Origin of the sequence: Bacillus hominis (assembly GCF_030348325.1) — a bacterium.
In the GTDB taxonomy this organism is placed as follows: domain Bacteria; phylum Bacillota; class Bacilli; order Bacillales; family Bacillaceae_G; genus Bacillus_A; species Bacillus_A hominis.
Map to the genome: position 1 here is coordinate 3,355,248 of NZ_JAUCFS010000005.1, position 15,729 is coordinate 3,370,976.

Annotated in this window: 11 protein-coding genes and 1 pseudogene; 3 read left to right on the forward strand and 9 right to left on the reverse strand. The window is 34.5% G+C overall.

Going from position 1 to position 15,729, the window contains the following annotated elements; all coding sequences use genetic code 11:
- The first annotated feature begins 21 nt into the window (after positions 1-21).
- Entirely contained in the window at positions 22-1,359 is a 1,338-nt protein-coding gene (locus QUF93_RS19905; RefSeq protein ID WP_289359980.1) for an NAD(P)-binding protein, read from the forward strand.
- Positions 1,360-1,758: 399 nt separating this feature from the next.
- Here QUF93_RS19905 and QUF93_RS19910 read toward each other — a convergent pair whose 3' ends face one another.
- The gene (locus QUF93_RS19910) at positions 1,759-4,542 is read right to left on the reverse strand and encodes a dynamin family protein (protein ID WP_289359981.1); all 2,784 of its coding nucleotides are present in this window, start codon (positions 4,540-4,542) and stop codon (positions 1,759-1,761) included.
- A gap of 303 nt (positions 4,543-4,845) precedes the next feature.
- Between QUF93_RS19910 and QUF93_RS19915 the strand changes: the two are divergent.
- Positions 4,846-4,984, forward strand: a pseudogene (locus QUF93_RS19915) (IS6 family transposase); the annotation flags it as partial.
- A gap of 97 nt (positions 4,985-5,081) precedes the next feature.
- On the opposite strand, the gene QUF93_RS19920 reads toward QUF93_RS19915, so the two are convergent.
- The 8 genes from QUF93_RS19920 to QUF93_RS19955 form a co-directional block, all read right to left on the reverse strand.
- Positions 5,082-6,518 (reverse strand): glycosyltransferase family protein, encoded by a 1,437-nt coding sequence (locus QUF93_RS19920; RefSeq protein ID WP_289359982.1) that lies wholly within the window; start codon positions 6,516-6,518, stop codon positions 5,082-5,084.
- Positions 6,519-6,564: 46 nt separating this feature from the next.
- Positions 6,565-7,470, reverse strand: coding sequence for an FTR1 family iron permease (locus tag QUF93_RS19925; RefSeq protein WP_033731173.1), 906 nt, complete (start codon positions 7,468-7,470; stop codon positions 6,565-6,567).
- A gap of 18 nt (positions 7,471-7,488) precedes the next feature.
- Positions 7,489-8,250, reverse strand: a complete 762-nt coding sequence (locus tag QUF93_RS19930; protein ID WP_002121663.1) for a hypothetical protein — start codon at positions 8,248-8,250, stop codon at positions 7,489-7,491.
- 64 nt (positions 8,251-8,314) lie between these two features.
- Positions 8,315-9,061, reverse strand: coding sequence for a glycosyltransferase family 2 protein (locus QUF93_RS19935; RefSeq protein WP_289359983.1), 747 nt, complete (start codon positions 9,059-9,061; stop codon positions 8,315-8,317).
- On the reverse strand, positions 9,058-10,533 hold the full coding sequence (locus QUF93_RS19940) for an alkaline phosphatase family protein (RefSeq protein WP_289359984.1): 1,476 nt from the start codon (positions 10,531-10,533) through the stop codon (positions 9,058-9,060). The genes QUF93_RS19935 and QUF93_RS19940 overlap by 4 nt, the downstream gene beginning before the upstream one ends.
- Positions 10,521-11,450 carry a lysylphosphatidylglycerol synthase transmembrane domain-containing protein gene (locus tag QUF93_RS19945; RefSeq protein ID WP_353050850.1) on the reverse strand — a complete coding sequence of 310 codons (930 nt, stop codon included), beginning with the start codon at positions 11,448-11,450 and terminating at the stop codon, positions 10,521-10,523. The genes QUF93_RS19940 and QUF93_RS19945 overlap by 13 nt, the downstream gene beginning before the upstream one ends.
- Entirely contained in the window at positions 11,416-12,363 is a 948-nt protein-coding gene (locus tag QUF93_RS19950; protein ID WP_289359986.1) for an SDR family NAD(P)-dependent oxidoreductase, read from the reverse strand. The genes QUF93_RS19945 and QUF93_RS19950 overlap by 35 nt, the downstream gene beginning before the upstream one ends.
- A gap of 86 nt (positions 12,364-12,449) precedes the next feature.
- Complete coding sequence (locus QUF93_RS19955; RefSeq protein ID WP_289359987.1) at positions 12,450-13,622, reverse strand: hypothetical protein; 1,173 nt, start codon at positions 13,620-13,622, stop codon at positions 12,450-12,452.
- A gap of 721 nt (positions 13,623-14,343) precedes the next feature.
- On the opposite strand from QUF93_RS19955, the gene QUF93_RS19960 reads away from it, so the two are divergent.
- On the forward strand, positions 14,344-15,633 hold the full coding sequence (locus QUF93_RS19960; protein ID WP_289359988.1) for a UDP-glucose dehydrogenase family protein: 1,290 nt from the start codon (positions 14,344-14,346) through the stop codon (positions 15,631-15,633).
- Positions 15,634-15,729 lie beyond the last annotated feature (96 nt).

Consider the following 15,729-nt stretch of genomic DNA (forward strand, 5'->3'; position numbering starts at 1 on the left):
TTCGGTAGCAGGTGAAAAAATATGTATGATATTACAATTATCGGTGCTGGAGTGAGTAGCATTTTTATGGCTTATACATTAGCCAAAAGCAACAAAAAGGTTTTAATTCTTGATAAAGGCAAACCTTTAGAACATCGAAATTGCTCTTTAGAACAAGGGGAAATATGTAACTGTACTGCATGTGATAAATATTTCGGTTTTGGTGGCTTAGGAAAGTCTGAAGGGAAATTTAATTATACAAATGGATTTGGAGGCGAACTCGAGCAAAAGGTAGGTAAAAAAGGCTTTATACAACTCATGGATGAAGTAGATGAAATTCTATGTCAGTTTGGCGGAAGTTCAGTTTCAAAATATTCTACAGAAAATCCAACTCTCACTAAGAGAGCTGAAGCGTGTGGTTTACAAATGCTAACCACAGAAGTAAGGCATCTAGGTACTACACTTTCAAGTAACATTTTTCAGCAGCTCTATGAATTTTTACTTACCAAAATAGATATCCAATTTCATATAGATGTACAAAATATCGTTAAGCAGAAAGACCATTTTAAAATATATACAAATCAAGAAACTGTCCATTCTAAGAAATTAGTATTTGCAACCGGTCGTTCCGGGGCGGATTGGTTAAAAGAAATGTGCACTTCTCTTAATATTTCTCAGGAGCAAACTCGTGTAGATTTAGGTATTAGAGTAGAGATGAAAGAAAATCAATTACGTTCTATATTAAAAGATACATTTGAGACAAAACTTTCTTATGAGCATGAACATTTCACAGCAACTACTTACTGTATGAATCCAAAAGGACGCATCATTCGAAAGTACGAAGAAGGTTTAGTTATGCCTGACGGTCAAAATTTTCGAGAGCAAGGAACTGGCACTCCTAACTTAAATTTCACTTTATTTATCCCGCGCTATTTTCCAACTCTCCAAGAAGCAAATGTATACACAAGTTCAATTATTAAAAGCATTAACCAAGGACGAGATCGGATTGTTATACAGCGCTTAGAGGACTTATTAAAGAAACAACCTACAGTGGAAAACGGCATGAAACATAATCGTATACAACCTACACTACACGGTGATTATGGAAATTTGAATAAAGAAATCCCTCCACTATATATTGAAGGGCTCAAAGAGTTTTTATTACGCTTAGAACAATTTATACAAGAACCTATCGATAAAGATACTTTATTATATGGAATTGATGGAAAATTCTATGCTCCTACCATAAAAGTCAATAACCATTTTGAATCAACTATGAATGGGCTATTTTTAATTGGAGATTGTTCAGGCGTCACTCATTCATTATCTCAAGCAGCTGCAAGTGGACTGTATGTTGGAAAATATTTATCTGACATTTAAATACTCTAATTAAGGTGTGTTTTCAATTAATTTAAGGTTTCATTAGTACTTTGCTTATCTAGCAATAGCATCATAAAGTGAAGATTTAATCAGTGGAGGTTTTGTCCATCCCCTACTGATTATTAGCCCTCACCAATCGGGATTTTACGAGTAACTCAGCTCCCACCTAACTATCTCGCATTCACCGAATTTTGTGGTGGAAGTCTAACTATCACTGCGGGATAAACATTATATATATGAAAAGGGAGCAACTAATTACTATTGCCCCCTTTTCCCTATTTTTTCTCTTATAACACATGATACAATCTGCTATTAAAAAGAACGTACATATTATACAGATTTAAACAAAAAACAACTCCAAAATCAACTTTCATTGTATATTTTGGAGTTACTTTACGTTTATTCTACGATTGTTTCTAAAGATAAATCTGTATAGGAATTATCCTCACCTATATTCAAGATTACTTCACATTGACGTAATCTCAATTCAAAGAGTTTTATAGGATCATGATAAACTTCAGGGTTTGATTTCATTTTATGCAGCTTATCTTGTTTTTCTTTTATTTCTAAATGAGTATTTTCTACAGCTTGTTCCAACGCGCCAAATGGATTTCTAAAGAACATATTAATATCCCGCTCTTGTGTGTTTTCAAACAGCTCAAATTGCAAGAAAAACTTCTTCATAATAGAAGCCGTTACATCGGTATAATCTTCATTTTCTAAATACTGTTTGTATTTGTTATATAGCATAGCTTTATTTTTAGGAAGAACTCCAAATAATTTACCGGCACTTTTCAGTAAAAATTGTGCTGGTGTAAATCGGCGTAAAATATTTACTTCTTCCATTTGTATTCTAGTTGTCATTCTATCAGTATCTCTGCGCCAGTCATCAATTACTTTAAAGTCACATTCTAACTGTATTCGATTTTCTCCAAATAAAGAATTAAGTCCTTCACTGGTTTCTTCTAAGTACAATTGACTTTGAAGGAGCTCGTTATTAGAAGTCGCAATCCAATTTTGCATAGAGCGAGCAAGATTAGGTAATACAGTTTGTTCTAGATATTGTTGCACTCTTTCATTCATCGCTGTGTTTAGTTCAATATCAATGTGACCAAAATCGCTTTCTTCACTAATTAAATCGGAACAACTCTGCAATAGTTTCGGAATATGTTCTGTAAGATCATTAGTAATTTCGTTTTTCATTGTACGATATGATTCTGTAATTAAATGAATTTTGTCCTTCTCAAAAGCAGTAAGGTTATTAATACAACCATTTAGTTTAACTAACATATCTTCATTCCAATTAATAGAATCCACTAAATTGTTTTCCCTCTCGACCCGTTTATCCAAAAGATATGTAATTGTTTTTCGAATGAAAAACAATAGCTTTTCATTCCGTTCTGCATCGATATTTTTATGGTTAAAGTTAAAATGAATAAACTCAGTTAAATCGTTTAATTGTTTACTATTTGTATATAACGAAGAATACGGGAAAATTCTTGCATTAGGGAAATATGTATTTATTCTCACTTGCGTATCTTGTATAACTCTTTTTGCTTCTGCTTCATTGTAAATGTTATCGATTTTATTTAATAAGAAATGAACTTGTAGATTTGGTGTATGTTCTTGAATACTTAATAGAATGTCACGTTCTTTGTCAGTAAAAGGTGAATCCGCATTCAATACGAATAATAACTCATCTGTAGAATTTAAATATTCAAATACCTCATCTTTTGCGTCATTGTTCCTATTAAAGCTAGGTGTAACAACGAATGTAAGTTTGTTTTTACTTAAAAATCTGCATGGTAACTTAAATTCAACACATGCTCTATCTCTATATGTTTGACGGTGCACTGCCATCATGTTATGGAAATCAGAGAAATTCTCAGTTGTTGTAATTTCCGCATCTGTTATAGCGTTAATTTCTGTATAAGCGTCATTTTTAAAAACAACTACATTTGAGATTGAGTTTTCTAATATATTTTCTCCTAAAATAGAGTTAATAAACGACGCTTTTCCGTTTCCTGAAGTTCCAGTTACTAATAGGCGATTTGTTCTTAAATCTGCAAGCTCGCCAACTAACCAGCTAAATCGGTGGCCCATTTCTAAATCATGTTCTTGTGCCCAGTATGTAATAGATTCAAAAAGATGTAAACTATACTCTAAGCCATTCACATGATTAATAGAATATGACAGTAGGTTTTCCGCATCTTTTATATCCGCTGAATCTATTTTAGAAGGAAAAATCTCATCCCATGCCAATACTGCTGCAGATGGAAATACAGCATGAGAGGGATTGACTACCTTTAACCAATTTGTTAACAGATTTGGAATGATATCGTGTAATTGTCTAAGCATATATTGACCTTGAATTAATTCAAAGTATGTTTCTTCGTAAAGAGAAGAAAGTTCGTCCCATATATCGGACGAATGTATTTCGATATGTATGAAAAATTCATTTATTGTGTTAAGCCATAATAAGTAATTTTGTTCATCTTTATAGCTGCGCCAAAGTGATGAAACTATTTGCGTAAATTGTACTTGATCTACATTATTTAATGTTACTAATACTTTATAAAAATAATCTGGTGAAATATTTTTAGTAAATCCTTTATCGATATATTCTTTTAGAACCTCAAACCACGGATAAGATTCTGTTCGAATTAACTCGTTCACAGCAAGCTCTACTGCACTATCAAAATCTTGCTGTTCTTCATAAAAGGAACGTGCAATTGTTGTGACGTTTGGATAATCTGGATTTAAAGAAACCGCTTCTTTTATAACAGCGAAAGCTGAATCAAAATTATTTTGCTCGATGTAAAGAGACAGTAATTGCAGTACAATTTCGGTCATCAGTATTTTGTTATCAGTAGTAATGGAAGTATACACGTTTTCAGCAACTGATAATTGGTTAAGTTCGAAGTAAGCATCCGCAATATTTTTTTGTGCCCATGGTGCTAATTCATTACTAACTTTCTCCCATTTAAAAATAGCTGCTTCAAAATCTTGATGGTGATAATAAAATTCACCTTGTGCAAAACGAATATAAGATCCATCGGAAATCTCATTTTTTTCTTCGTTTAAATAAGCTTCTCCAAGTACTTGAAGAGGTGGATATGTTCCATTCTCCATTAGGAATGTTTCATAATACATCTTTTTTATTAATTGTTTTTCTAATCTCATCTTTTCCCCCACTATATCTTGAAAATACATTCTTCTCCATATGTCAATACTTTTTTGTATGTATGCTTTTTATCTTAACAAAGAATTTCTTTTGGAAAATTTCATTTTCCTTTCATTTTTCAAGTAAGATTGAATTTTTATGAGAAAAGTTTCAGTTCTTTTTCAATTCCCTTTCAGTTGTGAAACAACATTAAATGTTCCTAATAACCTAATACGAGTATAATATCCTACATTAAATTATTAGGAATATTTTAATGTAGAACTCTTTATAAAAACAATATATAGTGAATATATATGCTATGTGTTATAACATTCAATAAGAATCCCGCTTTTCCTATAGCAATTGAACAGTGAAAAAAAGCATACCTAACGGTATGCAACTTAGACAAAAAAATACTTGAATAACATAGTAGAACAAGATCATCGCTTTATAAAAAAACGAACCGAAATCTGAACCCAAGTTTCTGTTTTTCGAGGTATGATGAATTACAAATTTTATTAATCATCGAATAAAATCAAGAACTTTTAGCTAGGTTACTCTATTCTTGAATAAACTTTGCAACAGAATCCTTTTTCCACTTATATAAAACTATTTTATGATAAACAGGATCAAATAATGGATTTGAATAAAAGACGGCTTCCTTTTCAACTTGTCCTTCTATATTAATCCCTTGTTTTTGAAACCCTTCAATAAGATGATTCGTAACATATATATTATCATTTTTATGATATTTTTTATCTTGTAAAAAATATGAATATGTGTAAAACCGTTTATGTTCATACGGCACTTGTAAATATTCCATAACCCTCGTCTCTTCCCAAGTGTATACAATAAACGGCTCTTGTTTCTCCTCCAAATATGACGCGAGTTGATATGTTGCCGGTACCTCCACTTGTTGTTCTTTCATGAGCGGTATACTCACCATAAGTTGACTGGTTGCAAACAAAAGCAATATAATACCACGATGGCTTTTTAACCATGAAATAGCAAGTACACATAGTAACATCGCTACAATCGGATAAGAGTGACGAGGTTTATCGATATTTTGTCCAAATAAATTCCAAAGAAAATAGAAAATTCCAAGAGCAATCAAAACCTTTGGATAGCAACGTATGTTTTTCCATTGTAAAACAAACAAAAACAAAAAGAACAAAAAGAAAGCTACCAAATAATAAGAGTGGATACCTATTCCTGCAAAGATGATGTTTTCAGAAAGCAAACGATAGAGGCGTGAAATAAGTGGTTCACTCGTATCTGTAACTGCTCCACCCCATTCGGTAAAATGTCCTTCTACAAATCCAAAAGAAATTTCCCATAGCCCCTTGATTCCACCAATGTTCCAAATAAGAGCACTGACCCAAACTAGTTGCGAAAGGACAGCTGTACAAAATAAGATTATAAATCGCCATTTTTCTTCATGCCATTGTTGCCATAATAATAAAATAAGTACAATTCCAAACGGTGCATATGATAACCGTATACCCATTAATAGCGCAAAGAAGAGAATTGGCCAGAATTGAGCTTGAAAACACTTTGTACGAAAGGCACGTTCTATACTCCATATATACCACCATACAATTGCTAATGCTGCACCTTCTGACATAGGCTGCGTTACTAAAATAGAGAAATACCCGCTCGTTTGTAAGACAGCTACAACAATAAGAGCGCTCGTTTTACTTACATAATAACGTGCAATCCAATACATCGGAAACGCTGCGCCGAGTGCCATGATGGCATTAAAAACGCCTAACGATTGCACAGGATTTTCTATAAAAACATGCGTTATCATTCCCCCTAAAATAAAAAAAGGATACCCTGGGAAATGGGGCTGCATCGCCAATATGTCATATTGCTTTAATGCAAGTGTAAAATCGACTTCGTCCCACGTTGCTGCAAACGGACTTGCGTAGAAAAAACGAATACAAATCACACTAATAACAAGGATAACTGCCCATATACGTAGTACTTGTTTCATCTCATTTCCTTTCTTCAAAAAAAGTACAAGGAAAACACCTTGTACTTTAACTAACTGACTTATTTTCTTCAATTATTTCTTTCTTTTTTTTAACAGGCTTTTTAAAGACAATTAACATATACAACACAACAAAATATCCGATATACACAAGTACTTCTTCAATAGATGGCATCGAAGAATATCCTAAAAATGCTTTTAAGAAAATGCCGATATCACCAGAAAGAAGTGGTGCAGTACCATGATCGCGAAGATAATGAGCATAATCAATAGGATGCTCTGGTAATAGCCATGTAATATCATATACGTGCGGCATTACGCTGCCAAGTATCTTTAAATCTTGAAGCATAGAAACACCTTGTACAAGAAGTCCTGCTGCAATTAATACGATAAATGCACCTGTTACTTTAAAGAATACTTTGAGTGAAATACGCATCGTTCCTTTAAAAAATAAGAAGCTAACAACTGCTGCAACGAGTAGACCAGATATAGCTCCCCAGCCTTTCATCGCTTCCCCGATGTTTCCTCCTGTAATCGCTGCAAAGAAAAAAACTGTTTCTACACCTTCTCGAAGTACAACAAGAAAAGAATGCACAACCATTCCAATTATATTTCCAGCCGTAATATACTGATTCATTTTATTTTCCATATTGGCTGTCATATTCTTACTATGTTCTGCCATCCAAAATACCATTTGTGTAAGTAAAATGGCTGAAACGAAAATAATGGATATTTTTAAATACATTTCGCTACCCATAGCAGCAAAACCAGTAAATACAACTTGAAAGACTAGAGCAACAATATAACTTGCTACAACCGCAAGCCCTGCTCCTAGCCAAACATATTTCACATACTGTTTACTATCTGTGCGCTTTAAGTACGTTGTAATAATCCCAACGATAAGCAACGCTTCTAATACTTCACGAAATGTAATAAGAAATGCCTGAAGTTGCATTGCTCTTCCCCCTCATCCCTACTTGCGTTTTCTTACAGCATATACAATGACCCCAACAAGTATAAGTACAATAACTACGATTGGAGCCCAGTTTTTCAGGCTGCTTAAATCTGTCCACTCTGTTTTTCCCGTTTCATCAGAAACTGCTTTATCTTCTTGACTATTTGCACTAAAGTGTCCAACTTTAAAGTCTTTAATTTTAAACTCTTTTTGTAACTCTGTTAAAATAACGTCTTTGCTTTTCTTGAAAGCCTCTTGATTTGCTTCTTTTTGACCTACTCCAAATAAGCCTGGATTTCCTAATGACTCTAACGCTTTATTAAATTCATCCTTTAGCTTGTTATCCAACTCTTTATTGTGCTCACCAACAACTGGTGACAACGCTTCATATGTAGCAAATGCTTTAGCTAATAAACGTTTGCTTGTATCATAGTCTTTAAAATTTTCGTCTACATTTGTTAAACGACGATTAATATTAAGCGCAAGAATTTTTTGCATATCAGCAATAATATCTTCTTTATTTTGTTTATCAAAGTCCTTCATCATTGCTTTAGAAGGTTCTTTTCCCATATGCTGATCAATTTCTTCTTGCACATTTTCATATGCTTTTTTTGCTTCTTTAAAGTTTGCCGGATTTTCATCTAACTTGGTAACCATCTGCTTGTATGCTTCAGCTACTTTTTCTTCGTTCGGATTTCCATACGAATAAGCAAATGCACTTGTTTGCACAGAGAATAGTAAGAAAATACCAACAAATAATGATGTAATGATTCTTTTCATGAACGTTCCTCCCGAGGTTAACGATAATTATTACCACTTTCATTATTAAGATAAGAACCGCTCGCTACGAGCACCTCTTATCTTCTGTTAATACATGTGCAGCATAGTCAATTATAACTTTCTCTACTGGACGCTTCATTTCTTTCCAAATTGCCGGAAGCACACGCGTCATATACTTACGAAAAGATATGAAAGAATCGCCTGTTTCTCTTACTTTATACGTAATCGGTACTTCTTGTACTCGAAAGCCTTTTCGTACTAAATTCAAAGTAATAACTTGGGCATAGTTATAATCATGAATAATTTCCCCATGCTTCATCGCTTGTCTAGAAAAAGCACGCATACCTGATTGTCCATCACGAATCCACTTTCGCAATAACAAGCATTGCAGCGTCGTAAAACAATAATTTCCAAGACGTCGATGTAATCTCATTCCTTGAATGGTTCCACGAAAACGAGAACCCATCGTATAATCTGCTTCTCCAGTAAAGATAGGTTCAAGTACATTCGGAATTTCATTAGCTGGGTACTCATCATCAGCATCAATCATTACACTAATATCAGCCCCAAGACGATAGCTCTCCTGCAAACCTGCTCGAACGGCTGCACCAAGTCCGCCATTTTTTGCAAATGAAACGATGTGATCAGCCCCGGCCTTTTTTGCAACATCTACCGTTCTATCAGTTGAGCCATCATCGATAACAAGTACTTCTACCTTTACACTTGGATGAAAATGGCGCGGTACCTTTTGAATGACATGTGCAATAGAATCCTCTTCATTTAATGCGGGTATAAAAACAATTACTTTCATTCTTTTTCCTGATCCTTTAGTGCCTCTACTAAGACAGGACCACGACTATGAGATGGATACGGCGCTCCTAATAAATAAGCAATTGTAGGGGCCATAGAAACAAGACTCTTCTTTTCTTCTACTTTTATACCTTGAGCGATATGAGGGCCGCACATAAAGAATGGTACAAACCGTTCTCCTTCGTCTAAATGACCATGACCACCAATCCCATCTGCTTGTCCATGATCTGCACAAATGATAAATGTCGTATTTTCTGCTTTTCCTGTTTTCTCTAAATGCTCAATAAATTGCTTCACATGCTGATCTGCTTCATGAATTTTTTGTAAATATTCATCATATAGTACGCCGCGGCTATGACCTGTTTGATCTGTAGAAATAAGCTGAACGATAAATAGATCTGGATCTTGTTCATCCATAATCTTTCTTGCTTTCTCCATAATTTTCGAGTCAACAACATCATTTTTCATCACAGCAGTAAATGTTTCAACATCATCGCCAAACGCGTCGACAAGATGAGCAACCGCCAACATCTTCCCTGTTTTATCCACTTTACGAAGAGAATCAAAAATACTCTCTACGTTCACTCCATGCTTCCAAACCATATTCGATTTAATCCCATGCTCAAAAGAATACGTTCCTGTAAACATAGATGAGAAACATACAACTGTACGAGCTGGATATACAGTTTCCATATTTAAAAACTCTGTCCCTTGTTTTCGAAGGGAATCTAAGTACGGTGTATGTGCCGCCTCAAAACGATCTTTCCGCATACCATCTATCACAATCACAACTACTTTTTCATTTAATGCCTCTTGATTTTCAGGCATGTTTTCTGTATAGCTAGAAATTGCCTTTGGCTGCCAATCAAATAAATTACGGTGTAAAATAAGCGTATATATAAGAAGAGCACCATAAAATATACACAGCACTTTCCAATCTACACCGTTAAATGTACCGCCTTCTTGAAAGAAATCGTAATAGTAATACCAAAGCGAAAGTAATAGTAAGAACTTTGGCATCTGTTCTTGTGCATTCCCACTTGTAGAATCACTATTTTTTAAAACCAGCTTCCAAAATCGTGTGAAGTTCAGCCATGATGTACCAATTCGTAAATGATAATATAAAGTTCCCCAAAATAAAATTGTAAAGAAGAAATATAATCCTAATGCAAAAAAGAATAATGGCAAATGGACCATCTTAAATACAATTAAATATGCAATAAACGGAAACCATAAATAATTTCTTAAAAACAATGGAAAATCAAACAAATAATATAAAACAAGTAAAGGTACAATGAGGACAAAACTACTAAAAAATGCTGAAATAAAACCATTTTGTCCAAACTGCGAGATAGAAAACAATAAAAATGTACCGAATACAAAAATAGGCGTAAACGGTTTTCCTTCATTCAGTAAGTTCCAGCAACGGGCTGCAACTTTTTCAAACTTTGATGCTTTTTTTACTTCTTCCACCGGATGTTTTCCTCCTTCTGACTGACTAGTGAACGCAACTCCATTGGGTATAAGACGAGCAAGATTGCACCCACACCGTAAGAAAATATAAATTTAAAACCGTGACTCATTAATGACCATTCATATGCTGCCACTTCTCCTACTCCAAGCGCCCTTAGCGCAAACGTCATTACCGTTTCATATGTCCCAAGACCGCCTGGTGTTAATTGAAATACTTGTCCTGCTATGGTCACACTATTTACCCAAACCGCCTGTATGAATGTAAGTGAACTCGCAATCTCATAAATTACAAAAGCCTCGCAAATCCAGCTCATTACAATTAGTAATATAATGATAACGCCTTGTAGTGTAAACAAAACGGCCTTTAATTGCTCCCATTGTCCCTCTACAAATTGCGGTACTTTTTTATACAAAAGAAACAACGCCCCACTTCCAATACATATACAAGCGAGGATAACGGGAATATTCAGTAAAACATTCCCCCACAGTATAAACATCCCTACTGTTCCAAATACACCAAGAATAAGTAAATCTAATATACGAAGAATAACAACTGATTGTGTCGCTTCTCCTAACGTCACTTTCTTTTCTTTTGTAATGATCGCAATGCGAACAGCATCCCCTACTTTCAATGGAGAAATATGATTAATAAACAAGCTATAAAACAATCCATATAAAGCCTCTTTCATTGTAATATGATGATGAAGATACAATTTCCAAGCGTATGCACGAAAGAAAAATGCAACGCCATACATCACAATAAGAAACATTAAGGTATAAGGATGTTTCCATAATTCATATAGTTTTCCCCACAAAGAAGACATTTCAAATGACTGCCACGATATAACGAAAAAAACACATAACAAGAAAATACCACAAAGATTAAACAATATCCGGATATTCTTTCGCCCAAGCAATAGTCTGCTCCAACCCTTCTGTAAATGATACACGAGGTTCATATCCCAGCTGATTTTTCGCCTTCGAAATATCAGCCCACGTCGATGTTACATCTCCTTGACGATGCGCCTCTCTATTTACGCGCATAAGCGGGAAGTGCTTCTCTAACTGTGCAAGCAATTCAGTCATTAAAATTGGTGCATTCGAACCTAGATTGTAGACATCGCTTCTATTCGACTCTAACGCAAGAGCAATCCCTTCTGTAATATCATCAATGTATGTGTAATCTCTTCCTGTTCCCTTTCCATATACAACAATTTCTTCACCACGTAATAATTTCCGAATAAAGCTCGCTATCGCCATATCAGGGCGCCCCCACGGACCATATACAGTAAAGAATCGTAAAATATTCATTTGGAATCCATACATATATTGATAAGCATGGCAAAGTGACTCTGCCCCGTATTTCGATGCTGCATAAGGAGATAAGACACGGCCATTTGCCATTTCCTCCTTCAAAGGCATCCCTGTTTGCTCACCATACACAGAAGAAGAGGATGCCACAATGACTTTCCTTATATTTTCTTCTCCTGCACATGTTAATACGTTACTTGTCCCTTTTATATTAATATCAATATAAGCACCTGGCATTTCAAGTGATGGTCTCACACCTGGAAATCCAGCTAAATGAATAACTGCATCAACCTTCTCTTGCTGCATAACAGCTTTCACATCTTCTTTATGCAAAATATCACACTCGTAAAATGGTACATTTCCGTATCGCTGCACTCGTTCAAGCTGAAACTGTTTTCGTGATTTCGCATAATAGGAGTGGAAATTATCAAGTAGTACAACTTGCTTCCCTTGTTCTAACAACTTTAAAGCAAGATGACTCCCGATAAAACCAGCCCCTCCAGTAATTAATACTTTCATTCATTTCACCACCCTTTACCACACTATGTAAAAGAAGAAACCTTGTCAAGACAAGGTTTCTTCAAAAAGGCATACGTATGAGCAGATTATTTCGCTGCTTCAACAGCTTTATTTAACGCACCCTCAAGTTGTGGTAACAATTTATCAGCATCTTCTTTCTTCTTCGCTTTTACTGCTTCTAAATAAGACTGTGCTGTTTTTGTTAACTCTACCGTTTGCTGTTCGCCAAGTACTGCTTTCAAATCATTTTCAATGATATTAATGAACAACGCGCCTTCTAATGCTGTAATAGGACCTTTATCTTTTCCAAAGTTCTCTTGGCTTTCTTTATACTCACCTAATGCAACTTTTGAGAATCCACGTACAAACGCTTGATTTACTGCTTTTGCATCAACTGTTTTTATATCAGTTTTTAAATCAAACTGCTTTAAGATAAAGTCTGCATCTTCAGGAGCTGCTTTTTTGATATACGGATAGATCGCTTGATAAAATGCCCATCCTTCTGCTTGTTCAATCTTCGCTGTCTTCTCATCAGTTTTTACTGCTTCTACCATTTTTGTAGCATAACCATGTGGAACGCCACCTGTCGCTAGGTAGAATGTTTTCATTATCGTTTTATCTACAACTTGCTTACCAAGTGCAAATGCAAGTTTGTCGTCTTTATCAATGGCTGCTTGCATTTCATCAAAGCCGCCTTTAATTTGAGAAGCCATTTGTGTACCATACGCTGTATCGCGTTTTCCAACTGTGCCCTCTACACCTTTATAGAAAGCTAGCGCTTCATCCATCTCTTTTTTCACAACATCTTTTTTGCCCCAGTTTGTGTCGATTTCTTTAAATTCATGGCGCATTGATTGGAAAAACTCTTTTTGCATTAATTTATCAAATAGTTGCTTTACAACCATTGGTTCCATTTCTTTCTTTTTCCCTGCTTCTAATGCAGCTGTAATTGTTTGGTCGATTTGTTCATTGAATTCACCATCTCGCTTTTGAACAAGAGGTTGTAATTTTTCTTTATATAACTTTGTTACTTTATCAAAGTCAACCTCTTTACCCTCTTTCGCTTTTTCAAGTTCAGCTACTCCATCTTTGTAAGCTTGTACAAAATCCACTTCTTGTTGTTTTGTTTCTTCTTTTTTCACTGTCTGTTCTGTCTTTTTATTTTGTGCTTCCGATGTTTTTGTTTCCTCTTTTGCACAACCTGTAAAAAGAAGAGACGTTACTGCAGCTGCAGATAATACTTTTAACTTGAATGTCATGGATTACTTCCCCCTGCTACCCCTAAGTGATAGTGATTTTCATTATTGTCCACTTGATTATAAAAGCGCTTACGTTAAGTGTCAACATAAATATTTCAGCAGTTGTCATATTTTCGTTTGGTAATTTCAACCAATGAAAAAACCCTAATAAAAAGACATCTGATCCTTTTTTAAAAGCTACGAAAATATACGTTTTTTGTTTAGATTTCGTACAAAATTTGGAACTATCCTAACTATTCAGGTTGTGATAGTTTTTAGTCATGGAACTAAAAATACTGAAACATATTATCTTCGATAGACATAATTATTGGAACAAATTAAAATCAAATATAGTATAAGATTACTTCCAATCATACTGGAGTAATATTCTCTCAAAAGACATACTTCAGGTGAAACGAATCATATTCAATCTAAACTTCAAAAAGTATTTTTTATTAATGTGAACAGCTTTGATTTAAATACCCCAAAACAAAAAGGGATCATAAAAGAACACCATCGGTTCATTGGCCATTATATTCGTCGACCTGCTATTATTTTAAACCAGATTGAGAATATAATAGATAGCCTATTTCTTATATACATGGTAAGATAAATCGCCTTAAAAAGGTAAAACGTTATATGTTGGAGCATTCATTTCTCGATTAATTCATAATATCCTAAATGAATTTATCCACCAATATTTAAGTAAAAACTAGTAATAATTTCAGAAGGGTGATTTTTTATGGATATATGCATTATAGGTTCTGGCTATGTTGGACTAACATCAGCAGTAGTGTTAGCCGATTCAGGACATCATGTTATTTGTGTTGATAAAGATCAAAATAAAATTAACGCTCTCCAAAAAGGAGAGTATCCTATCTATGAACCAGGTTTAACAGAACTTATGCACAAAAATCGCAATCGGTTGCAATTCCGTAGTGATATTGATCAAATTATTCAACAAACACCAGTTGTTCTTATTGCTGTAGGAACTCCTGCCATGTCCAATGGAAAAACAGACTTAAAATATATTTACTCTGTAATTGATATGTTAGCTCAAACTATAAAATCATATAAAACCATTATCACGAAAAGTACGGTTCCACCAGGTACCAATCAACTCATGCGGGAAATGCTTATAAAAAAAGGTGTAGAATCCTCACTTTTTAATATCGTTTCTAATCCAGAGTTTCTTCGTGAAGGCTCTGCTGTTCATGACATGCTCTTTCCAGATAGAACAGTCGTGGGCATACAAAAAGATGACACAAAGTCACTAGAAATTATGCAAGAACTATATAAAGGTATTCAAGCACCCTTCTTTCCTACAAGTTTAAATGAGGCGGAAATGATTAAATATGCCTCTAATGCGTTTTTGGCTACGAAAATATCTTTTATAAATGAAATTGCTAGAATTTGTGACGCTTATCACATTGATATTACTGAAGTAGCAAAAGGAGTTGGATATGACTTTCGAATCAATCCCCATTTTCTTCAAGCAGGACTTGGTTATGGAGGATCCTGTTTTCCAAAAGATTTGAATTCATTAATTTACACAGCAAATAGTAAACAAGTACCAGTCCCTATTTTACAAGCTGTACAATCTATCAATTCGACACAAGTAGATCTCTATATTGAAAAAATCAAAAATAATTTAAAAAATCCTTCTTCAAACAGATTAACAATTTTAGGGATTTCCTTTAAACCAAATACAGATGATACACGCCACTCTCTGGCTGTAACACTTATTGAAAAACTAATTCCGCTCGGTTACGAGATTCATACCTATGATCCAATAGCTATTCTCCCTTCGCATGTAAAAAAACAAGTTACACAACATACTGAATTGGAGTCCTCTATTACAGATTCGGATTGTATAATTATTGCCACAGAATGGGATGAATTTAAAACACTTGATTGGCAACAAGTAAAAAAATTAATGCGAGGATGTAAAATCGTTGATGGGCGCAATTGTATTAAACAAAATGAAATAATAAAACACGGTTTACAATATATTGGGATTGGTCACCGATAAATACTTCGTAGGAAATGGGAGTTCTGCTCTTTTGTTTTTCTTCTTCCAAATTTGATAGATAGGTTTTTCTCCTCCATGAACCCATCGCATAATGGT